A 20,772-nucleotide genomic window follows, 5' to 3' on the forward strand; every position below is an offset into this window, starting at 1 on the left:
AACGCTTTAAGCTCCTTGCGTATCTTACTGAAACTCATAGTAGCCTCTGGGTTATTTGGCTTTTACTTCAGAATAGCGAAGATGTTTAGGGTTGAGCAGATGAGAAGGGAACAGTTGTGGTTGTTCTTTGAACCGGCGTTGGAGTTCCTGGAGCGAGGTCAGGTTACGTTTACGGGCTGTTTTGTATATGGCTTGGTGTGATACACCTAAATAATGGCACCACTCGTCCAAGGTAAGGTCAATGCCGTTTATTGGGAAGTTTAATGTCAATTTAGGGGAAAACGCCAATGCCGACTCCACCGACCCGGTGCGCTGCACTCTCGTCCTAAACGTGGATGGGTTAACCCCGGTGGCTATTGCCAAAGATTTTTGCGTTTCCATTTCGGTTCCGAACCAGTTATTGAAGTTTCTCAAATACTGTCAAAATTTGTCTCAGATGTCAACCCCTGGCTGGAAAATCGTAAAAAATTGTCCGAGGGACCTACTGCACCTCCCCAAACCCCCGGTGTAATCGGGATGGCCGGGGTTGGCGGCATGGCAACCCTCCTCACACCCCATGTGACAATTTTTGTCACAATGTGACAATTTTGTATAACACTTTTGTCACATCAGGGTAAGCCGCTGAGGGTGGCGTTAGAGCTAAGTCATTGATTTATAAGGTAAATCACAATGTGGCACGGCATGTGCTTTATTATTTGCCGTAAGGGTTGCATGTTGCGACACATCGCCCTACCCGCTCTTATCAGATAGGCTTAGGCACTGTGACCTAAGCAGGTGATTGCCTCATTATAGTACCGCCATAAGTTACGGTTTAACCGTGCCTATGCCATGCCATAACGAAGTAAATCAGCTACACACTAGCAAAGTGTAGCCATACCAGCAATGTAGGACACTTGCCCATAGAGTCTTATAAACCGTTGCGTGATTATCTTACACAATAGGGTAATGACGCAACAGGTACAAAACCCAAAACAGGCAAATATTTGCCTTAACCATACCGCCCACAATGGGCAAAGGTGCAACCATGAAAACTACTGACATACAAAACACTGCTAAAGCCGTTGATACTAGAATCAAAGGATACCGTACCCAACTAGGTACAATCACAAAAAAGAAAGCCGCTATTATTGCCGAAATGCCCGCATTGTTGGCCGACATTATTGCACTGGCAAACAGCAACGATGAAAAGTATCAAGGAAAATTTGACCGTGCCGCTGCTATGGCCGACGCGTTAAAATCTGAAAAAGGCCTTTTAAAAGAATGGGTGTCTGTTTGTGAGGGTAGAATTCCCCATAAGTTTACATCAAATAAACTAGGACAGATTGTCCTAGGCAAGCGTGACGCGGCACTACTATTAACAGCTCAGGAACTTAAGGCGCGTGATAGCAAAAAAGAACAGGACAAGGCAAGCAATGCGGCTTCCAGCGAGAAAAAACGCGAAACCTTGCAAGATAAGGCAAACCAAGCCGACCAATACAAGGCACTGGCGGAAACAGAACGCCAAAACAAAGAAAAGGCGTTAAAAGATAAACGCCTTGCTGAAAGCAAGCTTGCCAAAGCTGGTGACACCTTAGCCAAAGCTGAACAATTGGAAGCTGAATTGAAACAGCTTGACACCTTGAAGGTGCAAGCCGATAAACAATCATTCAAGATTGAAGAGCAAGAAAAGGAGCTTGCACGCCTGCACGCTATGGAAGCTGAGTTTATAGCCACCAAGCAAGAAAACGCCACACTGACCACTAAAAACCGTGAATTATTAGGTTTGGTAACAGAGCTGCAAAACGAGAATGCAGAACTAAAAACCTTGCTGGCATTAGAAAGCGACATAAAAAGAGCGGCAAACAGCTAAACCGCCACATAACATGCCGCGCCATTGGATATGGCGCGGGCAACCTCAGCCCACCCCGTGCCATCTTCGGATAGCACGGGTTTTTGTGCTTCCCTAAAAGCCGCCGTGCGCACACCCTGCCTAGGCGGCTTTTTTGTGCCCGCACATAACGCCAACGCCAACGCCCTCCCGTGCTGCGGCTGGCGTTTGTATGGCCTGCCGCACAGACAAAACAGATCCCCTCACGTTAGCGCGTGAGGAAATTTTCCAACCAAGGAATTATTTATGTCAGAAGCGATTATTGAATATCTGGAAACACTGGCCGATGAAATGCCTGACCCGGCCTTGTCCGACGTGCCCGCCATGCAGGATTTGCTGGAAGAGCTTTACGGTTAGGCGCGTGAAAGAATCTTCCAACCTGGCGTTTTTACGCCCGAAATTTAGCAGGTGATTTTATGGAACTGTATGAAATTGTCCACCTTGCGGTGGCGGTGCTGTTTTGGCTGGCGTTTTTGACGGTCAGGGGGTGGGGAAAATAACTGGAAAGAACCCCGCCTTCCCTTACGTCATAGGTAGCAACATGTCCCAGCACGGGCAGAGGTCGCGTCCGTAAGGGCGGAGGCCCTGCACTTTCAACCGGAGACACCGATTTTTAGATGCGGGCAAATAGTAACGGAGGTTTTTATGTAAGTCAACAAAATGTTGTAAACGACCAAATGTAACATTCAAAAACCCCGCCATGTATGGCGGGGGCGCCGTGTCAATACCGCAAGGAAGGTGTTTCAAAAGCACCTGCCAGCACGCCGCCTGCCTCAGTGGGGGTTTGCGGGAATAGATTGGGGACGGCATACCCTGGGCGCACCTGCGCCCTTTTTTATGAGACAAAGGAAAAAACTATGTTAACTATCAGAAATGTAGGCATCACGGAGGCGGACGGCCTTTATTGCCTGAACGATTTGCACAAGGCCGGCGGGGGCGAGGAACGCCACAAACCTGCCAACTGGCTGCGCACCCAACAGGCCATCGAACTGGTGGCCGTTTTGGAGGCGGAGGCCGGAAACGCTAAGTCATTGATTTCAGCCGTTTCTCATATTCGAGCAACGGAACAAAATCAAATACTTACAGTTATTCAAGGTGGGGTCAGTTCCCAACAAGGCACCTTCGTCTGCAGGGAGCTGGTCTATGCTTACGCGACGTGGGTGTCGCCGGTGTTTTTCCTCCACGTATTAAGGGCTTACGACGCTTTGATACAGGCGGGGACGGTAGTCCCTGATGAATGTGGCGATAACGTGGCCGCGCTGCAGCGGGCGCTGGTGTCAATGACGGAGCGGACCGACAGGCATGATATGGAATACCGGCGGATATTGGCGCTGTCACAGGGAAATTATAACTTTGCCCACAGCAAACTCATTGTCGTCGAAGAATTACGCAAACAAATCAACCTGTTGCATGAAACCATACGGCAGATGGGCAGAAAGTAGCCTGTCACTGTGCCTTAGCCCCGGCGCCAATAGGCCACGGGGCTTTTTATGCCTGCCATATAGGCAGTAGCGGAGGTAACCTTATGAAAAGAATGGCGATCCCTAACGATGAGCTGAAAGTGCTGAGGGCTGAAAACCGCCTGAAGGCAGCCCTGTATTTCTTCAGCATCGTTTTCATCGCGTCGGTGATGGCGCTGGCGTTTGTCGGGGGCTGACATGGGGGCTTATGAAGAGATAGAGGCGCTGGTGGAGGCGTGCGACGACGTGGCCGCAGGGCAGGCGGGGCCAAGGGCGCTGGGGTTCCAGTACGGGTGGCTTAGGGGTGAGTTCAAGCACGTCCTGCGTGACCTGGGGCTGACAGAAGGGCAAGTGGCTAAAGTGGCTGAAATGGCCGAAAAACGGCGTTTAAAGGCGGTTATGCTGGCGACTGGTGAGGAGCGGGCGTTCGGGTGGGACAACAGGGCCAAGCGGTAGTGTTTGTTTCCGCAGGTTGGTAGCAGCGTACACCCAGCACGGGTAGGGGCTGCCTCTGCGGAAACTCCCAGCTTTGCAGTGTTCGGGCACCAGAGACGGGACCCCGACACTGTTGTCAAGCAGTGAAAAGTATAAACTACTTTCTGTAGAAATCAACAAAATGTAACTTACAGAAGATAAAGATCAACTATAAATACTAATATAACTATTATTTAGTATATTTTTATTGTTTATTAGTGTTTTTTGTCATTTTGCTTTGTTAGTGGCCCTATGTATTTTTTTCATAGGGGTCGGGGTTGCGATTTTGTTGTTACCTCAACTATATAACCCTCACCCTGAAAAACTGAGATATAGGGACTCTAACAAAGGAAATCGACAAAAACACTAATAATGCCAGCGGATTATCAACCGACAGCGCCATAAAAAACCAAAACCCACCCAAAACCCCACCTTTAACATTTATTGTAAACCAAACAAACAACAATAAATCTGCCAAAAACGCCCACGAAAACACCACCCGCAAGGCATAAAAAAGCCCCGTAAAGTACCCTTTCCGAGGCCAAATTCAGTAAACTGCATGCGCAGTTTACCAATTTTTGGGTATTATGTCAAGAAAAAGATGCAATTTTACACCTTGAAAAACACACTTTTTCTGCTTATTATTAGTGTTAAAATAGTAAAACACTAATGAAAACCCCAAAAAACAGGTGTTTCATTAGTGCTAAAGTAGTAGTCACTATTATGAAAACCCCGGAAAGCGACATCTCTTCGTTTTATACACTTGCAAAACGCAAGCTACAAAATGTCAAAAACGAAGAGATGTAGCTTTCTGTATAGGTTTCTAGTAGTGACCACTATTTTAGCACTAATGACGGACATATTATTAGTGCTATATTATTGTTCATTTATAAGTGTTTCACTGTTATAGCTCTAATAATGTATAATCACAGTTTTATAGAGTCTTAAAAAGGTATTGAAATATGTCAAAAACTTTTAAAGGAAGAGCACCTTCCATCCTGCTGACGGCAAACGGACATACCCGTAACATTATGGAGTGGGCCGCCATTGTCTCCCCGGAAGACCCCCAACGGGCTGAATTTGTGATCCGTGACCGGTACCAAAAAAGACGACGCCGGAACAGCCCGGTCACGGATGCCCAGGTCATTTATGGCCTGAGCTACCAAAGCACGGAAGAGATGCCGATGGAGATGGGTCTGCCGCGCTTGTGCAGGATGTGGGTGCTGGAGGCGATGGACTTGGTGATGCCGCAGGTCGAGGAACACCTGTCCATGCGGATGGCGGCATACCTGTCACAAAAGCACGGGACCCCGCCGCCTGGGGAATTCATCACGACCGATAAGTCTCTGCCTGCCAAGCGCCCAAAACCCAAACTAAACCCAGTCCCAGGCGTAAACCCGTCCACGCCCGCCCTGAAGGTTGTCATGGATTGGCTAAAGGCGAACAACCTCGACGACCCTTTAATCGGGGACAACTACCGGTCCGCCCAGCTGCTGATGATGTGCCAGGCCGACGAGCCGACGCCGGAGCTGTTGGCGTGGCATTTCGCCCTGCTGGATGAGACAGGCCTGTCCGCCCCCGTACCGGAAATCAAAAAGGAATTGCCTTACAAAACTGCAACCAAACACCAGGAGGAGTGGTGGGAACCTTACATCAAAACCCGCTACATCATTGACGCGTTCAAGGACGGCAGGGAGCCAGACCCGTTCACGCCAACGGACAACGCCGACACCCTCACCGAAGAGGAGGAAATGGAACTTGAAGCCCCTGCCTACACCCAAGAGTTCTGCCGGTCGTCGAAGGCACATGTCAATGAGGTGGTAGACCGCCGCTTCCTGAAGTCCCAGAACGAATACCTGTGCCTGATGCATAACAAACAGGCCATAGACCGTCTTGACGGGCCGTCAGGCACCCAGGACGGGTTTGTCAAGTTCCTGAACTTTGCGTTTTTCGACATAGGGTTCCGGTGCGTGTTGCAGATCAGCGATTTCAGGACGTTGAACCGGGCGCAGCACGTCTATTTTCTGTCCGCCCTGTGCCGTAAGTTCAAGGCGTCGTTTGTGGGCAGGAACACCGACCTCTGCGACAGCCTGTTGGAAAAGCTGTCCGAGTGGGGGCTTAACCCCCTGCCGCTGTCGCAGCTGCATAGGCACCCGTTGCTGTGCCACTTGCATTCACGGGGCAACGAACAAGTGGCCGCTTCGCTTAAGCCATTGCTGGATTATGCGGACAGGCAGGGGCTGGATTACAACACCTACCAATATTGGGCGACTTTGGATCACTACGAACACGAAACCCTGATCGACTTGGACCCTCTGTTCATCCCTGCAGAAATCAGGGAATCCGACAAGTACCAGGGGATATTGGACTCCTTGGTTGCCGCCACGAACTATGGCCGGAACATGGCCATGTGGCCGGAAGGGGTGGTGGCACCGAGGCCGGACATGGTGCCGTGCGACCTGTACGACGACCCCATAAAAGGCTACGATTACACCGTTTTCGACGGGGCGCCGTTGCTGGTTGACGGGTCCCATACGTTTGTTGTCTTGGAGGGGGTGGGGTGAAGCGCTATATTTAGAAATGGCCGCGTCGTCTAGTGGTTAGGGCATGGGTACTTGGAAACGTCGGTTCGAATCCGACTTAATCGTCTAGCGGCCTAGGACACCAGACCGCCGAAACGCAGGTTCGAACCCTGTCGCGGCCATTTTTAAATATAACCGGAGATGTAGGCCTGTTGCGGATGGATTCTGGGTGCATTCGATTTTTTACCAAGATCCAACCTCAATGCCTTTTAAGCAGGCCCTTGCCCCCCTCCAACACCACCAGCAAATTTCTCCTCCCTTCTGCAATTTCCGAGGATTTATCCAAATCCTCGAAATATTTTTTATCCCCGGACACCCACGCCTCCACCGCTTTCGCTAGCGCGGCCTCCACGTTAGTGGGCACAACAGTTGGTTTTTTGATGTGTACCATAATAAATACTACATTTTGTAATAAATAACAAAAAGTATATAACGACGATGGTGTATTTTCAATATAAGTCAAATGGGTAATATTTACCCCGCCACGGTTTTCGTAGTTGTTGCGTGGTGGTTCACATATTTTGGTTTGGGCTTGTGGTTGTTGGGTTCCAATTGCCGCAGGCCCGAACAAACCCAGAACCTTCCCGTTGCGAGAGGTTTCTGGCTTTGTTCCCAGCAAAGCAGGCCAAGGCAGCACACTTGGAAATTTTAAAATAAGGATAGTGGCCATGGATAGGATCAGTGCGGCGGCAGAATTGGTGCGTAAGATCACCGAAGCGCAGCAGGCGGAGAAACAGCTTGAGGACCCGAACATCTGGGCGGACCGGGCAAGCCTTACCTGTGCATTGGTGGTCATCCTCAACCTGTTCGTCCTGGCCGCCAAACTAATCTGCTCATGGTTCGATATCCAGCTGGACGTGCCGCCCGACTTGGTAAGCAACACCACCGAAATCGTCACCTTTTTCGGTGTCCTCGTCGGCAACCGCATCCACATCGCTTCAAACAGGGACGCAGGCAAGTAGTCCCTTATTCCCCGCCACGGATGGCTCCCTTTGTTTAAAGACCGGAGACACCCATGCGACAAATCCCCATCAACGAGGGAAACCTCGTCAAGACAATCATCTGCGCTTGCGTACAGATGTTGGACTTTGGCCCGATAACGACAGACCGTAAAGACCTTGAAGCGGCCTTATATTCCTGCGAGGAACTGAAGGCGTTCACGGAACCGTTTATCCGAAAAAACCTGGACCAGGCTATTGGGATCAATCGCCAGCAACCTTCCGCACTTATAAACCGCTCCCTGCTGTTGGCCGCCACGGTCTCAAGGTCCCTTTATGCCGAAGTCGCATATAAGGTCCTGGTCGGCATATTGGCCAAGTTGGGGGTGGATTTTGACAAGCATGGCAGTTTTATCCGGGAAGTGGGAAAGGCGTTGGGCGGGTGGGATTCGGCGGTGGCGGCGATTATCGCAATAGCCGTCTTAGATGTTGCTGTAACAAAGGACTGGGACCGGCGGAAAGTCAAGGTGCTAACTGAAGAAGCAGAAACCCAATATCTGAAATTCAATAAAAACGGACGCGGATGCAGCTGCCACTTGAACCCACCCTGTTCGTCCTGCACCCATGTAGGTAATCCCACCAATCTCTTAGAAACCGAAAAAGATTGGGAGCTAGTGACGGTTGACGAAGCGGATGGCCGCACGACTTACGCCGAGTTGGAGGCAGCCGCCAGCTAATCAGCCTACAAACCCTTCCGGCACGAGGGGTTTGTGGGGTGGATTAGCCACCATTTCAATTTAACAAACCGGAGACAAACTTATGAAACGAACCCACAACATCCTCTGTATTTTAATCACCGCCGTAACCCTGTTTCTCGCGGCCTGCGGCAACCCCAGCCCCAGCGTCGATTTCGCCACGCTTGAGTCCGCCCGTATGCAGGCCAACGACAACTCCACCTACAATGCCGCCTCTTTCCGCGCCACGCATCCCGAATACGCCGAATACTCGGTTTCCGCCCGTGGTGATTCCGCGCAGAAAGACAACTGCCCGCAAGGTGACGGCTGGGCCAGTATTGACCTGACATTGGTTGCAGGGAATACAAAATCGGTGACAGCCTTGAAATGCTCCACTGTTTCGGAAGCCATCGGTTGCATGGCGGACGTGGACTTCAAGCAGCGAAGCTATGCGTCCCAGGATGGGAAGTGCGACACATCACTGCCGTTCCCGTTGCCAAAAATCAAAAAGTAAGGCCTTGCCGGTCTCCTGACCAGCCTATAACCCATTCATTTGTTCGAGTGGGTTATGGGGTGGGAAACACCGATAACTTAACATAGGAGATATTTATGTAATTAACCGAATCAGAACAACAAGCCATCAACTCTTTTCTAGGGGGAAACTGGGCAGATTTTAAAAGATGTGCTGCCGCGTTCCTAGACGAGGACGAGATTGAAGAACTGGGACAAAAACTGGCTGATGGCCTGTAGCGTTACTTTTAATCGCTAACCGGAGACAGAAAACTAATGTTCAAAAACTTACTCAAAAATGGCAAGAAATTACAAAACCGACAGCTCTTTGAGGCCGTCGTTGCAGGGGTGTTGCTGGTTGCCGCCGCAGGCGGTGACATCGGCAAGGCCGAGCGCGAAAAGATCGGCAAATTGTTGAAAAACAACCCGTCCCTCGACGTGTTCAAAAGCGAAATCACATCGGTGCAGACTGCTTATGAAAAGCAGTTGGATGCAGACTTTGACTTAGGTAAGTCCCGTTTGGTCAAAGAAATCCGCCAGGTTTCCGATACTCCAGACCACTGCACTGAAGTGTTCCTGAATGTGTTGTCCGTAGCAAAGGCCGATGGCGAGGTTGATGCCAAAGAGCTGGCCGTGATCAAAGAACTGGCCGACATCCTTGGCCAATCCTTAGAAGAATACGGTTTGGCCTGATATGTGGGTCATTGCATCGGCTGAGTTCCTGCTGGCGTGTGTAGGGATTTATTTCATCGCGACACGCCTTAACCGGATACGGGACTTTATTGCCTTGAAATTCAAATGACTTTAACGTCCAGGGATGGACACAACCTAGGGGATAAGTATGACCATCGTTAAAATCGCCTTACTGGCTGTGGCCGTCTATGTGACATGGCTAGCAGCCACGCACGGCTACCCAGCTTCTGGGAATATCAAAACCACCCAAGAGACTTGCCAAGGGGGTGTCACCTATTTGGAAACACGACGGGGCGGCATCACTGCCGCCTATAACACAGACGGCAGCATAAGAACCTGCCAATAACCAGACAGCCATCGCAGCAGCACCTGCTTTGGACTGTTAACCGGAGACAGTTATGGGGAAATTATCGGAACTCGTAAAGCTGTACAGTTCTTGGAAGGCCACCGGCTCTACCGATTCCAAGAAGCAAATAATAGAGCTGTTGCTCCCAGCGACGACAGGCACGGATTTAAAAAATATCCGCCTTCTGTCTGCCAACCAGCTGCATGTGGTGTTGTCAGTCCAGTACCACAACCGTAACTGGCCAGTTAAACTCCGCGCCACGTTTCACGGCGTGGAAGTTTTGGTGGCCGGTCAAGACCACAAAGGGGCGAAGAAGTACATCGCCGAAACATTCGCACGACAGTATATTGGTGGTAGCCATGCAGGAATTTGATGAAGATAGACGGGCACCTAATCCAACTTTTGGTATGAGCGGAGTGGTGGAACAGGATTATAAGAACCCTATGCAGATTCGTCTGTCTTTAAAAGACCTGGCAGAGATAAGTGTAATTAACGCAGAGATGTTGCAACTGCGACGGTGCTTGGAAGAAGTTTCAAGTCCTGGTGTTAAAAAGGCCACCATATCATTAATTGTTTACTACGAAAACTCACCATCCAGTAAAGCGTTAGGGGTCCCTGTTTCTGGACACAACATTGTTGCGCTCTTGCACCAACAAATTAACATCCGCAAAGCTGCGCTGGCCAAGTACGGTATAGATGTGGGAGACCTAACATGACAAAAATTGTAGTAGTTGTGGAAGGGGGTGTAGTCCAGGGGGGTGTTGTCAGATAGCGACAACGTCACCGTATTTGTACAGGACTATGACACCGAAGATTGTAATGACAGGGATGGGTTTCTTATAGACCACCCTGGCGGCAGTTTCATATTCGGAACTCGAAAAGTAGAGGTAAACCCTGACCGAGTGAATTATCTTCACCACGCTTTATTAAGCGAATTAATGTAATCAAAACCCCTCAGCACAGGGGTAGCACACAACCAAAACCGGAGACAAAACCATGAAAAGATACGCACGCTCAATGAAGGTGACCAGCTCACTCCAATCAATACACCCCATCACCGACGACCCGATCATGAAATACGCCCCCAGTATCTTGGCGGCTGATAAGCATGAGTCCCGTTCTAAGGGGTACACCTATGTGCCTACCATCCAGGTCATAGACAGGTTACGTAAAGAAGGCTTCCAGCCGTTCTATGTGGCGCAGTCCGGGACACGGGATGAAACCCGTACCGATTTTACCCGCCACATCGTCCGCTTACGCCATGCCGACCATATCGGCAAGACAGACGTCAATGAGGTTGTCCTCTTAAACTCCCATGACGGTACAAGCTCCTACCAAATGATGGCCGGCGTCCTGAATTTCGTCTGCGCCAACGGCCTGTTTATCGGGGATCTTGTGTCCAATATCCGGGTGCCACACCGTGGCAATATTGTGGAAGGCGTCATTGAAGGTTCCTACACCATTTTGCAGGAGTTCGAGAAGGTTGACCAAAGCAAGGATGAGATGAAGTCAATAACCTTGTCGGATTACGAGCGCCGGGCATTTGCCAACAGCGCCATGGCCCTCCGCTATGACCAAGGGGACGAACCGTTCGAACCCAGTCTCCTGCTATCAACCCGCCGGATGGCGCAACGCGAACCATCCCTGTGGAACACCTTTAACGTGGTGCAGGAAAGCCTGATCCGTGGCGGGGTGCCAGCCAAAACCAAGGCCGGTAAGCGCACGACCACCCGTGCCATGAACAACATCCCGGAAGCCACAAAGCTGAACCAGGCCTTGTGGATGTTGGCGGAAAGCATGACTGGCCTGAAACACAAGCAACTGGAGGCGGCATGACCGTGGAAGTCCTCTACTACCCTTGCATAGAAGATAGGGTAACAGGCAGGATCATCAAGAAAGTTTCCAGTCGTCCTATGACAAAGGACGAGGCCGAAAACATCTTGAAGACCCAACATTGGGACAAGTGGGTGCGGTGTGAGGCCATACCGCAGCCGGTGACTATGATCGACAAGATTAGGAGCATGTGATGGATATTTTACTGTTTTTGATGGGCGTGACCGCCACCGTGTTTACCGCCGCCAAAGTGGGTTTCATTGGCTGGGCTTGTTACAAATTTTTTACTAAAGGGGGCAGCAATGGCTGATGAGATCCATGCATTAAAAGAATTATTAGGAGACATACATCCCGGAGAGTGGGAAGTTCGATCAGGCCGCCAAAGTGGGGAGCCGATAATCTGCGTTGTTTCGTCAGGGGTTGTAGTAGTGCCATCTACTGTTGCAAGAAAATTACGATGACGAATACATAGCCGAAGCCCAGGGCATCATCAACAAGCTACGGGATGTGGAATCGCAATTTGAATTCACGGTGACGATTTCAGGTACCGGTACCACACCTGAGGAAGCGTATTTGGCGGCTGTGGAGGCATTATCGGAAGACCCCGGAGAGCCGCAACTGGCTGTGGCCATCTGGGATTAATAAACAGCAGAACGACTTTTACATGTTGTTCACACATATATATAAGGTGGAGGTAAAAATGCCAAAAATTGAAAAGCTAACCCCCAGAACAAATGGAGGCCATGCCTAAATGGGCTGACAAATGGGTACAAATCGGACTTTCAACAGAAAAATCAGACCTAGACGAAGCTATTTTATACGCCCATAAGGCATATGAGTTGGCAGGGCAACCAAAACCAAAATTATCAATAAAAGTCGATAGCCCTTTGGCTGCACACTACGCGGGGGTTATTGGATATTTAATTATAAGTAACTTCCCTGACTCTGTCCAGGACTCTGTCCTGGACTCTGTCCGGGCCTCTGTCCGGGCCTCTGTCCTGGACTCTGTCCCGGCCTCTGTCGGGAGTGATAGCTTACAAAAGTTATTACAGGACAGTTTTAATAATTACTACCTGTCTAATATCTATTCAGGATTTCCGGCGTTTGCAACGTTTTTCAGGGATATTTGCGGGATTGAGATAGACAGATTGGATATCCTGGAAAAACTTAGCACTATTCCAGGGTGGACATGGTGGCATTCGGATGTATTCGTTGTGTCACAAAAACCATGCTTATTAAAACTTGATAATGAAGGAAGATTGCACTCAGAAAACACTCCAGCGATACAATACCGTGACGGATGGTCATTGTATTATTGGCATGGAGTGACCGTTCCTGAAAATTGGATTATGGACAAAGGGAGTATTGATCCAGTGACTGCCTTGACATGGGAGAATGTGGAACAACGCCGGTGCGCCGCTGAAATAATAGGTTGGGATAAAGTGTTATCACAATTGAACCCAACAGTTATTGATACGGATAGTGATCCCATGATTGGGCAATTGTTGGAGGTGGATTTGCCTGACTCAGGGGCCGAAAAATTCTTGAAGGTGCTTTGCGGCACAGGGAGACATTTTTGTTTACCTGTTCCGCCAGAGATGAAAACCGCCATGCAAGCGTCCGCCTGGACATACGGTCTGGATGACCAAATCAACAACTATATAGTAGAGGTTAGAACATGAAAACATTTACACAAATGGCAGCCCAAGGCGATTTATTAATTCGTCGAATTTAAAAATTACCGGAAGGTTTAACGAAAATTGAACCAAAAGATGGGAAACTGGCCACAATCATGTTATTGCAGATAATCCAAACGTCACCTTATTCACCACAGGCGACCTAATGATTAGTTACTTAAAAGTGGTTGAATCGTGCGATTAAGTTGAAACCATACTCGAACACCTACGGACATTTGACACCCACGAAGCCATCCAGATCCCTGCTGGAGTCTACGAGATCCGCCGCCAACGCGAATACACGCCACAAGGTTGGCGGCGCGTCGAAGATTAATACCTCTTAACAACCCCAACTTCAACAGCACTTGAGGTTGGGGCACTCACCGGAGACCTACAATGATTACCATAGATGAAACCTGTGCACGCCGCCGGGCGTGGCACGCCGCCGCTAGTATCCCTGTCATTGATATGAGTCCACTACACTCGGAAGAGCTGAAGGACTGTTTCATTAACGACATCTGCAACTGTGTCGAAACCGACACCTTTTTTTCCGATTGGTTAGAAGAGAACTACCCGGACATCGAGTCATTTAACGGTTTCGATGACCTGACAGTTTTACAGGTGTCTGAACTGGTTAGAAGTTCAGCGGAAGAAATCATAACCACAGTGTTGGAGCTTCCATTATGAGCACTCCAACCCCTGCCCAAGCTATCCAAATAGCCAAAACCCGCCGGACGTGTACACCACAGACCCAACTGACATTCAAGAATAACAGCCGCCACAGCACTGGCGGCTTATTTTAAAACCGGAGAAAACAATGACCTACCTACAGCTGGTTAACTATGTCAACAAATTAAGTCGCCAATACCATATCGACGACAACCCCACCGTCCCTGACCACGAATATGACACGGCATATGCCCAACTCAAACAAATGGAAACCGAACAGCCTGAATTGGTCGTTCCATACTCACCTACACAGCGGGTCGGCGAAACTCCTATTGGCGAGTTCAAGAAAGTTAAACACACTGTGCCGATGCTGTCCTTGGACAATACATTTTCTGTGGAAGATACCGTCAAATTCTTTGAGCGGGCGGCGGAAAAGTTAGGGGTGCTCCCAGAAGATTTGGTGATTATCAGTGAACCTAAATTGGATGGGTTGGCCATAGAGTTGCGGTATGAGAACGGCATATTAGTGACCGCCTCAACTAGAGGGGATGGAGAGGCTGGAGAAGATGTAACTCATAATATTCGTACACTGCCCTCAGTGCCTTTGAAATTGGATACTGACAACCCTCCAGAAGTGCTGGAAGTGCGTGGGGAAGTGTTTATGCCTAAGGCGGAATTTGTAAGGGTCAATGCTGAACTCGAAGCAGAGGGCAAGAAAACTTTCGTCAACCCTCGCAATGCTGCAGCAGGTACGATTCGCCAAATGGACTCCAAAGTTGCGGCTGGTCGTGGGCTGGAGTTTATCCCCTATGGTTTAGGCGATATGCCAGGATTTTTTGGGTATTTTCCGTTTGTGAATTCATATCAGGACATTCAGGCATGCTTGGTTGACTTGGGGTTTGCTGCAATCCCAAATCAAGATACTTCCATATGCTTATTTGAAAGCATGGAAATTAACTACAACTGCCATGAAGAGTTCAGGGACTTGCTTCCTGTGGAGACAGATGGGATTGTTTATAAATTGGCAAACTTAGAACACCAACGCCAACTCGGTTTCACAGGCCGATCACCAAACTGGGCGGTTGCCCGTAAATTCCCCGCCGAAAAAGCCACCACTAAACTGCTTGGCGTGGATTGGCAAGTAGGACGTACGGGGGTCATCACCCCTGTGGCTCGATTGGATCCTGTCTTTGTCGGCGGCGTGACGGTCAGCAATGCCACACTTCATAACTGGGACGAGATAGTTCGTTTGGGTGTGCACATCGGAGACCATGTGTATGTTCAAAGGGCTGGGGATGTGATTCCACAGATTACTGGCGTGTCCAGACCAGCGGATACATCCATAACACCTACCGAAGTGAACGGAAAACGGTTGGCATTATGTGCAGATCGCCCACCAATAAACAAACCAACCGAATGCCCTTGTTGTAAATCTGCTGTAAAACAAATTACCGGACAAGTTGCCATCCGCTGCACCAATAGTTTTAGCTGCTCCGCCCAGGCTGTGGCCAAAATGCAGTATTACGTTTCCCGTGACCGGATGAATATTGTTGGTCTTGGGGATTCGTTAATCGAAAAGCTGTACGGATTAGGCCGAATTAAAACCATATCAGACATCTACCTCTTAAATAGCATCGACATCGCTGATGTGGAAGGTTGCTCTTGGAAAGTGGCTGACAAAATCATCAAGGCCATCGAAGCTTCCAAACAAACCAAGCTCCACACTTTCATCGCCGCCTTGGGTATCTCGGACGTAGGAGAAAGCACCGCCAAAGCCTTGGTCAAGCACTTTGGTACGTTGGATAACATCCGACAAGCTGAATGGGCGGATTTTCTCACAGTGGAAGATGTCGGCACGGCGACAGCTACCAGCTTAGTCGAGTTCTTCGGTAACACAGCCAACCGTCTCGAAATTGGCGCAATCATCCGTGCGGGTGTAATTTGGACAGAAGCGTCTGCTGACCGCCCACAACCTCTGAAAGGCCAAACCTGGGTAATCACCGGCACACTTTCCAAACCCCGCGACCACTTCAAAGACCTGCTAGAAGGGTTAGGAGCCAAGGTAGCCGGATCTGTGTCCAAAAAAACCAACTACGTTTTGGCAGGGGAAGCGGCAGGTAGCAAACTGGATACCGCTAAAAGCTTGGGGGTGTCTGTTTTAACTGAAAGTGAGTTTGAGGGGATGGGACTCACTTAATATAGAAATAATTTAACCAACAGCAACCACCTTTCAGCACAAAAGGTGGTTGCCAACATACCGGAGACAACCAATGACCGACGTACAAAGAAACAGCTATGGAAGTATTCTTAACCCCCCTCAATTTGTCCAGACTTTGTTAATGGACGCTGAGAGAAAGGGCTGCTGGGAGACAGGTATAGCAGCAGACAAAAAGAATCGCGGATCCTCTATTAACATAGCAGTGTATGGGTTCAACGAACTTGAACAACTAGCTGTTGTACAGGTCCGAGAATGTCAGTTCCACCCTCGGCGGTTTAATAGAGTACGGAAAGATTATTACCTTTTGGGTAGGATAGAAAGTGGGGAGGTGTTTGCACACGCTGTAGATAGCCCATGCCGTTCAAAATTAGCTATGTCCAACCCACAATACTGTGTCGATTATGTACTATCAAAAATATGGCAGTGTCATATCGACGACATCAAAGACATTATCCGACAAGGAGATGTTGCACTAATCCCTATCATCAGCATACCCGCCACGGCAACACCTGTAGAAGATGCAGTGGTGATACGAGAAACGCACAAAGTTACAGGGGATGTTTTTAAAGACACTTCTGGTGTGTTGTATTGTAGACGCGGAGCTAAGATAACACATACCAAAGGAGAACATGCTACGATAAAGGCACGGTCTGGATTTTATCGCATACAACCAGGATACCGAGCTAGTGTTTGGGGTTTCTCTACACCTACCCCAGATTGATAGAGGTATGGCCATGTTTACCACATTAACCACAAACAAAGTGTTTGTGTATTGGAACTTACACAAACAGCTCTGGTCCGTCCGTGACCAGACTACCCGCAAAGTCACCGCCCACTTGACCTTTTTCTGTTTAGCCAACTGCCAGTTCGTCGTCAACGAAAAAGGCCGCCAGCGCGTCATACGTACCGGACATAAGAATGTCCATGCCGGTGTTACTGGGTATTTTGTAGACTGCACCCCTGTAACAAACCGCCCCTGGGGGTGTGACCGTGTCACTTACAACCCACAAACCCACACTTCCTTTAAACGAGGAGGGGTGCCAATCCAAGAATCCAACTACACCCTATTCCTGCCTAACAAGCAGGTATTGGCTGTTGACTGCCTTTAGAAGGAGATTTTATGGGCGCACCACACCCTCAATGCCTTTGACGTGTACCCAAACCTGAACCATCCCAATCGGCACAAGTATGCGCAAGAACCTGTCACTTTACCGTCTAAGTCCGAAGTTTTAATCGAAGAACAGTAACCCCATGGTCACCATTTTTCAGCACAAAAATGGTGGCCAATCTAACCGGAGACATACCTATGACAATATCCCAACTGATTACCGACGAAGTCGAGCAATTTTTCGCCCCTGTATCAACTGACGCAATCAATGCGCTAATTAGCAAGTACCAACGAGACCGAGTTCAACTTGAATCGGTTTCTAATATAGTTCTGGATGGTCTCAGCTCAGTATTCCACTACTTCACGAGTGGCAACCTCAAAGGAGAACGATATATCAGCGTAGCTCCATCCACATTGTTTAATCCTGTTGGCGCAGTGGCATCCCTTAATTCGGCTTATTGGTCACAAGCATTAGCTTTGACTGATGTGTTGGATTTCATGCCACAAAAACGTAGGGAGGAGTGGAATACACAAATCCACGAAATGACCACGCCGGATTTTGTTGAAGATACGGTGCGTGCCACCCTCATGGATTTAATTTTAATGCGGTCCCAGTTCTTTTCCGAGCGGGTTGACGGGGTGTTCCGGGCATTGTCGAAAAGTCACGTAACCAACACCCCGGAAGGGTTCAACAAACGGATGATTATTGAAAACGTCATCAGCTCTTACGGCACGGTCGAGTATAACAAAGCCGGATACATTCACGATCTCCGTTGTATTGTGGCGAAGTTTATGGGTCTGGAAGACCCGTCCGGCCATATCACCGGTAGGCTGATTGACCGGATAAAGAACACCCCTGGCGAATGGGTAGAGCTTGATGGAGGTGCTTTGAGAATCAAAGTATTCAAGAAAGGCACAGCACATTTGGAAGTCCACCCTGACATGGCGTGGCGATTGAATGCGGTTCTGGCCAGCCTCTACCCCGCTGCTATCCCATCTAAATTCCGCACCAAGCCGGAATCCAGACCTAAAGAGTATCGCCTTATCCAGCAGCCAATATCGACTGACGTACGGGAGATGTTATATGAAGGGACTTATTTCGATGAATCCAACTACCAACGTGTCGGCTCGGATCATCAGAAATACCTTAAAAGAATTCACTCATTTTGTTTTAAATACACATCCAAAGAACACCCAACCACACTGTCTGCAGCAAAAGCTGCTTTAGAAGCTATTGGTGGTGTTGTGCAAAGCAACGGCGAAATTTGGTTCGACTACAACGCCAGAGACATTATCCAAGAAATTATCATCCGTGGTTGTTTACCGGACGACAAGTCACATCAATTCTACCCTACCCCTAAGTGGTTGGCAGAACGTTTGGTGGATATGGCGGAGCTGGAACCGGATATGAAGTGTCTGGAGCCTGAAGCTGGCCTGGGGGCGATTGCTGACGTGATCGCCGAGCGTATCCCCAACGACAAAGTAGACTGTGTGGAAATATCGGAGCTGCGTTGCGAAGTGCTGAAGGCCAAAGGGTATATGACGTTGTGCAAAGACTTTTTGACCATGAAATATGACCATAGATTGTTTAAACCTTGGCCGCGAATCATCATGAACCCTCCGTTCAGTGAAGGACGTGCTTTAGCACATGTTAAGCACGCCTCGACTTGGCTGACTGAGGATGGCATCCTGGTTGCCATTATGCCTGCAAGTTACATTGGCAAAGATATTCTGCCGGGATTCCATATCACATGGTCTGAACGCATCGACAACGCCTTTGACGGAGCTGGCGTGTCAGTAGCCTTAATGAAAGCAGTAAAGAAGTAAACCCACACCAACCCTCAGCACAGGGTTGGTAACCACCCCACCGGAGACCCACAACAATGTCGTATCTATTGTACGAAGGCCCATCCATGCTTGATGGAAAGCCCATCTTCATGGTTCTCACCGGGACGGAGCAACCGTCCCGCAACTCCAAAACTGGCCCCATGTTACAGACGTGGATATTGAGGTCAGATGTTAACCCTTTAGATGCAATGCGCTTCAACGAAGACGTTTCTATCTGTGGCAATTGCCCGTTACGAGGGAGTGAAGGCAAAGGGCGGTCATGTTACGTCACCGTCGCCCGCGCACCGTATCAAATATACAAATCCAAACCCAACCTGAAGAAAATCAAAAAGCACATATTCAAAAACCGGGCGGTTCGCCTTGGAGCGTATGGTGACCCGGCGGCGATTCCTACTGAGGTGATTGCCGATATTCGCAAACGCGCCATCATGACCACTGGCTACACTCACCAGTGGCGGACTTGTGACCAAGACCTTAAGCAGTTTATGATGGCCTCCTGTGACAGTGAGCAGGATCGGGAAGAAGCTAAGGCTTTAGGGTGGGCGACTTTACGTGTTAAAAAAGCTGACGACTCAAAACTGCCCGGAGAAGTTACCTGCCCGGCTTCTGAGGAAGCCGGTAAGAAAATGACCTGCTATAACTGTGGCCTGTGCCGTGGCGGCGATACTTCGGATGTCGTTATCAATGTGCATGGGGTGGGATTTAGAAATTTCGGGAGGGTGTATGGGTGAAGATTCTGGAGAACAAGATGTGTTACTTTTGTTAACACAAACGTATGACCAAGAACGTATACGTGACTTGAACATATTGCCTAAACTTATGCCGGGCTTGGTGAGAGCTTCGGCAATTATAGGGGAACTACCGATAGGGTACATCCGCCGATACTTGAAGCTAATCGATGCACCTGTCGGTAACAAAAAAGTGATTATGGTAGAAGCCTGGGGCTGGTTATACAACAACCAGCACGAGTTGCCTTATACGGTGGCTCCAGTGGATATGGGTTTGGTTGCGGAATGGTTTCCACAAACGTCCTTTGCAACGTGTAATGAATTATCTAAACTTGATGTGTCACAAGTGTTATTAAAACCTAGACCCACCAAACCTTGGTGGCGTAGAAACCAAAGGTGGTAAATATATGAAAGCAACCTTAACCGTCATCACAACAACAATGATAGAAGTAACCGTTGACGACAACATCTTTACTCCGGCAGAGTTGAATGAGTTTGAGCAGAATATGTTTGCCTTAGATTCCCACGCCACCCGCGAACATAGCCTACTGTCTTACATAGGAATTCAAATAGCTATTTCTGAAGGTACTATAGAAGATATTGAATGTGTGGGAAAAGCTACCCGTAAAGCTTTGGTGCGGGAATTTAACCCGGTAGTCCGTTTTGACATAATAGACACCGATCATGAAGTTGAAATTAGCGAGGAGACTTGATGGCCAAAATCATACCCCTTTTTCCAAACCGACCGCCTGACGATAAAACCCAGCCGTCAGGGAATCCCAGAACCTACACCCTGGAGCAACTTTCAAAAGGCATCGGCATCGCGCTCCTGGTCACCAAAGACACCCTGGCCGCCCGGTTTTTGTTGGGTAAATTCAACCATGCTGTAAACTCCAGCCATTATGACATTGAGTTTACATATCAGGAGGTTATACAGTACGCGGATTATCTGGACCCGGACAAGTCTCGACGGTACAACGAGTTGGCCATACAATTACTTCATGCGTACTATTCCACTCCCTGAGTTTTTAAAGTAATCTATTGATCCCCGGTGCAGCACACACTGGGGATCACATACCGGAGACGAA

Annotated in this window: 25 protein-coding genes and 1 tRNA gene; 24 read left to right on the forward strand and 2 right to left on the reverse strand. The window is 49.0% G+C overall.

The window, feature by feature from the left end:
• Window positions 1-51: 51 nt before the first annotated feature.
• Window positions 52-381, reverse strand: a complete 330-nt coding sequence (locus tag METMI_RS0104990; RefSeq protein ID WP_029151490.1) for a hypothetical protein — start codon at window positions 379-381, stop codon at window positions 52-54.
• Window positions 382-1,024: 643 nt separating this feature from the next.
• Here METMI_RS0104990 and METMI_RS0104995 point away from each other — a divergent pair.
• The 6 genes from METMI_RS0104995 (at window position 1,025) to METMI_RS26735 (ending at window position 6,505) form a co-directional block, all read left to right on the forward strand.
• The gene (locus METMI_RS0104995) at window positions 1,025-1,849 is read left to right on the forward strand and encodes a hypothetical protein (protein WP_156829765.1); all 825 of its coding nucleotides are present in this window, start codon (window positions 1,025-1,027) and stop codon (window positions 1,847-1,849) included.
• 875 nt (window positions 1,850-2,724) lie between these two features.
• Complete coding sequence (locus METMI_RS25280) at window positions 2,725-3,309, forward strand: KilA-N domain-containing protein (protein ID WP_019865159.1); 585 nt, start codon at window positions 2,725-2,727, stop codon at window positions 3,307-3,309.
• Window positions 3,310-3,392: 83 nt separating this feature from the next.
• Window positions 3,393-3,524: a hypothetical protein gene (locus tag METMI_RS28115; protein WP_019865160.1), complete on the forward strand. Its 132-nt coding sequence runs from the start codon at window positions 3,393-3,395 to the stop codon at window positions 3,522-3,524.
• A gap of 1 nt (window position 3,525) precedes the next feature.
• Entirely contained in the window at window positions 3,526-3,783 is a 258-nt protein-coding gene (locus METMI_RS0105025) for a hypothetical protein (protein WP_019865161.1), read from the forward strand.
• A gap of 980 nt (window positions 3,784-4,763) precedes the next feature.
• On the forward strand, window positions 4,764-6,365 hold the full coding sequence (locus METMI_RS0105030) for a hypothetical protein (RefSeq protein ID WP_019865162.1): 1,602 nt from the start codon (window positions 4,764-4,766) through the stop codon (window positions 6,363-6,365).
• Window positions 6,366-6,383: 18 nt separating this feature from the next.
• Window positions 6,384-6,505, forward strand: a tRNA-OTHER gene (locus METMI_RS26735).
• Between the two features lie 77 nt (window positions 6,506-6,582).
• On the opposite strand, the gene METMI_RS0105035 is transcribed toward METMI_RS26735, so the two are convergent.
• Window positions 6,583-7,053, reverse strand: a complete 471-nt coding sequence (locus METMI_RS0105035) for a hypothetical protein (protein ID WP_019865163.1) — start codon at window positions 7,051-7,053, stop codon at window positions 6,583-6,585.
• Between METMI_RS0105035 and METMI_RS0105040 the strand changes: the two genes are divergently transcribed.
• The 18 genes from METMI_RS0105040 to METMI_RS0105140 all read left to right on the forward strand — a co-directional run bounded on the left by METMI_RS0105040 (window position 7,052) and on the right by METMI_RS0105140 (window position 20,708).
• Entirely contained in the window at window positions 7,052-7,345 is a 294-nt protein-coding gene (locus METMI_RS0105040) for a hypothetical protein (RefSeq protein WP_019865164.1), read from the forward strand. The two genes, METMI_RS0105035 and METMI_RS0105040, sit on opposite strands and share 2 nt — an antisense overlap.
• Before the next feature lie 53 nt (window positions 7,346-7,398).
• The gene (locus METMI_RS26740; RefSeq protein ID WP_156829766.1) at window positions 7,399-8,058 is read left to right on the forward strand and encodes a hypothetical protein; all 660 of its coding nucleotides are present in this window, start codon (window positions 7,399-7,401) and stop codon (window positions 8,056-8,058) included.
• Between the two features lie 82 nt (window positions 8,059-8,140).
• Window positions 8,141-8,569: a hypothetical protein gene (locus METMI_RS0105050; protein WP_019865166.1), complete on the forward strand. Its 429-nt coding sequence runs from the start codon at window positions 8,141-8,143 to the stop codon at window positions 8,567-8,569.
• A gap of 272 nt (window positions 8,570-8,841) precedes the next feature.
• Window positions 8,842-9,258: a tellurite resistance TerB family protein gene (locus tag METMI_RS0105055; protein WP_019865167.1), complete on the forward strand. Its 417-nt coding sequence runs from the start codon at window positions 8,842-8,844 to the stop codon at window positions 9,256-9,258.
• 148 nt (window positions 9,259-9,406) lie between these two features.
• On the forward strand, window positions 9,407-9,604 hold the full coding sequence (locus tag METMI_RS0105060) for a hypothetical protein (RefSeq protein ID WP_019865168.1): 198 nt from the start codon (window positions 9,407-9,409) through the stop codon (window positions 9,602-9,604).
• A gap of 52 nt (window positions 9,605-9,656) precedes the next feature.
• The gene (locus METMI_RS0105065; RefSeq protein WP_019865169.1) at window positions 9,657-9,977 is read left to right on the forward strand and encodes a hypothetical protein; all 321 of its coding nucleotides are present in this window, start codon (window positions 9,657-9,659) and stop codon (window positions 9,975-9,977) included.
• The gene (locus tag METMI_RS0105070) at window positions 9,964-10,320 is read left to right on the forward strand and encodes a hypothetical protein (RefSeq protein ID WP_019865171.1); all 357 of its coding nucleotides are present in this window, start codon (window positions 9,964-9,966) and stop codon (window positions 10,318-10,320) included. Before METMI_RS0105065 ends, METMI_RS0105070 begins: the two co-directional genes overlap by 14 nt.
• Window positions 10,321-10,600: 280 nt before the next feature.
• Window positions 10,601-11,440 (forward strand): DUF932 domain-containing protein, encoded by an 840-nt coding sequence (locus METMI_RS0105075; RefSeq protein ID WP_029151491.1) that lies wholly within the window; start codon window positions 10,601-10,603, stop codon window positions 11,438-11,440.
• Between the two features lie 438 nt (window positions 11,441-11,878).
• Window positions 11,879-12,079, forward strand: a complete 201-nt coding sequence (locus METMI_RS0105090; RefSeq protein ID WP_019865175.1) for a hypothetical protein — start codon at window positions 11,879-11,881, stop codon at window positions 12,077-12,079.
• Window positions 12,080-12,180: 101 nt separating this feature from the next.
• Window positions 12,181-13,119: a DUF6745 domain-containing protein gene (locus METMI_RS0105095; RefSeq protein ID WP_156829767.1), complete on the forward strand. Its 939-nt coding sequence runs from the start codon at window positions 12,181-12,183 to the stop codon at window positions 13,117-13,119.
• Window positions 13,120-13,581: 462 nt separating this feature from the next.
• Window positions 13,582-13,800, forward strand: a complete 219-nt coding sequence (locus METMI_RS0105100) for a hypothetical protein (protein WP_156829768.1) — start codon at window positions 13,582-13,584, stop codon at window positions 13,798-13,800.
• A 130-nt stretch (window positions 13,801-13,930) separates the two neighbouring features.
• Entirely contained in the window at window positions 13,931-15,979 is a 2,049-nt protein-coding gene (gene ligA / locus METMI_RS23160; RefSeq protein WP_019865178.1) for an NAD-dependent DNA ligase LigA, read from the forward strand.
• Window positions 15,980-16,734: 755 nt separating this feature from the next.
• The gene (locus tag METMI_RS25285; protein ID WP_156829769.1) at window positions 16,735-17,109 is read left to right on the forward strand and encodes a hypothetical protein; all 375 of its coding nucleotides are present in this window, start codon (window positions 16,735-16,737) and stop codon (window positions 17,107-17,109) included.
• Between the two features lie 197 nt (window positions 17,110-17,306).
• Complete coding sequence (locus METMI_RS0105120; protein ID WP_029151492.1) at window positions 17,307-18,935, forward strand: DUF4942 domain-containing protein; 1,629 nt, start codon at window positions 17,307-17,309, stop codon at window positions 18,933-18,935.
• Window positions 18,936-19,021: 86 nt separating this feature from the next.
• Entirely contained in the window at window positions 19,022-19,687 is a 666-nt protein-coding gene (locus tag METMI_RS0105125; protein ID WP_051102302.1) for a hypothetical protein, read from the forward strand.
• Window positions 19,680-20,087, forward strand: a complete 408-nt coding sequence (locus tag METMI_RS0105130) for a hypothetical protein (RefSeq protein WP_019865183.1) — start codon at window positions 19,680-19,682, stop codon at window positions 20,085-20,087. The genes METMI_RS0105125 and METMI_RS0105130 overlap by 8 nt, the downstream gene beginning before the upstream one ends.
• A gap of 4 nt (window positions 20,088-20,091) precedes the next feature.
• On the forward strand, window positions 20,092-20,397 hold the full coding sequence (locus METMI_RS0105135) for a hypothetical protein (protein WP_019865184.1): 306 nt from the start codon (window positions 20,092-20,094) through the stop codon (window positions 20,395-20,397).
• The gene (locus METMI_RS0105140; protein ID WP_019865185.1) at window positions 20,397-20,708 is read left to right on the forward strand and encodes a hypothetical protein; all 312 of its coding nucleotides are present in this window, start codon (window positions 20,397-20,399) and stop codon (window positions 20,706-20,708) included. Before METMI_RS0105135 ends, METMI_RS0105140 begins: the two co-directional genes overlap by 1 nt.
• Window positions 20,709-20,772 lie beyond the last annotated feature (64 nt).

This window comes from Methylovulum miyakonense HT12 (genome assembly GCF_000384075.1).
GTDB lineage: Bacteria > Pseudomonadota > Gammaproteobacteria > Methylococcales > Methylomonadaceae > Methylovulum > Methylovulum miyakonense.

Bases quoted from the DNA above. Each gene is read 5' to 3' on its own strand.
- METMI_RS0105055 (WP_019865167.1), top strand. From the start codon at position 8,842: ATGTTCAAAAACTTACTCAAAAATGGCAAGAAATTACAAAACCGACAG.
- METMI_RS0105065 (WP_019865169.1), top strand. From the start codon at position 9,657: ATGGGGAAATTATCGGAACTCGTAAAGCTGTACAGTTCTTGGAAGGCC.
- METMI_RS25285 (WP_156829769.1), top strand. From the start codon at position 16,735: ATGTTTACCACATTAACCACAAACAAAGTGTTTGTGTATTGGAACTTA.
- METMI_RS26740 (WP_156829766.1), top strand. From the start codon at position 7,399: ATGCGACAAATCCCCATCAACGAGGGAAACCTCGTCAAGACAATCATC.
- METMI_RS0105070 (WP_019865171.1), top strand. From the start codon at position 9,964: ATGCAGGAATTTGATGAAGATAGACGGGCACCTAATCCAACTTTTGGT.
- METMI_RS0105095 (WP_156829767.1), top strand. From the start codon at position 12,181: ATGCCTAAATGGGCTGACAAATGGGTACAAATCGGACTTTCAACAGAA.
- METMI_RS0104990 (WP_029151490.1), bottom strand. From the start codon at position 381: ATGGAAACGCAAAAATCTTTGGCAATAGCCACCGGGGTTAACCCATCC.
- METMI_RS0105075 (WP_029151491.1), top strand. From the start codon at position 10,601: ATGAAAAGATACGCACGCTCAATGAAGGTGACCAGCTCACTCCAATCA.
- METMI_RS0105030 (WP_019865162.1), top strand. From the start codon at position 4,764: ATGTCAAAAACTTTTAAAGGAAGAGCACCTTCCATCCTGCTGACGGCA.
- METMI_RS0105040 (WP_019865164.1), top strand. From the start codon at position 7,052: ATGGATAGGATCAGTGCGGCGGCAGAATTGGTGCGTAAGATCACCGAA.
- METMI_RS0105120 (WP_029151492.1), top strand. From the start codon at position 17,307: ATGACAATATCCCAACTGATTACCGACGAAGTCGAGCAATTTTTCGCC.
- METMI_RS0105130 (WP_019865183.1), top strand. From the start codon at position 19,680: ATGGGTGAAGATTCTGGAGAACAAGATGTGTTACTTTTGTTAACACAA.
- METMI_RS25280 (WP_019865159.1), top strand. From the start codon at position 2,725: ATGTTAACTATCAGAAATGTAGGCATCACGGAGGCGGACGGCCTTTAT.
- ligA (WP_019865178.1), top strand. From the start codon at position 13,931: ATGACCTACCTACAGCTGGTTAACTATGTCAACAAATTAAGTCGCCAA.
- METMI_RS0104995 (WP_156829765.1), top strand. From the start codon at position 1,025: ATGAAAACTACTGACATACAAAACACTGCTAAAGCCGTTGATACTAGA.
- METMI_RS0105025 (WP_019865161.1), top strand. From the start codon at position 3,526: ATGGGGGCTTATGAAGAGATAGAGGCGCTGGTGGAGGCGTGCGACGAC.
- METMI_RS0105100 (WP_156829768.1), top strand. From the start codon at position 13,582: ATGAGTCCACTACACTCGGAAGAGCTGAAGGACTGTTTCATTAACGAC.
- METMI_RS0105050 (WP_019865166.1), top strand. From the start codon at position 8,141: ATGAAACGAACCCACAACATCCTCTGTATTTTAATCACCGCCGTAACC.
- METMI_RS28115 (WP_019865160.1), top strand. From the start codon at position 3,393: ATGAAAAGAATGGCGATCCCTAACGATGAGCTGAAAGTGCTGAGGGCT.
- METMI_RS0105135 (WP_019865184.1), top strand. From the start codon at position 20,092: ATGAAAGCAACCTTAACCGTCATCACAACAACAATGATAGAAGTAACC.
- METMI_RS0105140 (WP_019865185.1), top strand. From the start codon at position 20,397: ATGGCCAAAATCATACCCCTTTTTCCAAACCGACCGCCTGACGATAAA.
- METMI_RS0105125 (WP_051102302.1), top strand. From the start codon at position 19,022: ATGCTTGATGGAAAGCCCATCTTCATGGTTCTCACCGGGACGGAGCAA.
- METMI_RS0105035 (WP_019865163.1), bottom strand. From the start codon at position 7,053: ATGGCCACTATCCTTATTTTAAAATTTCCAAGTGTGCTGCCTTGGCCT.
- METMI_RS0105060 (WP_019865168.1), top strand. From the start codon at position 9,407: ATGACCATCGTTAAAATCGCCTTACTGGCTGTGGCCGTCTATGTGACA.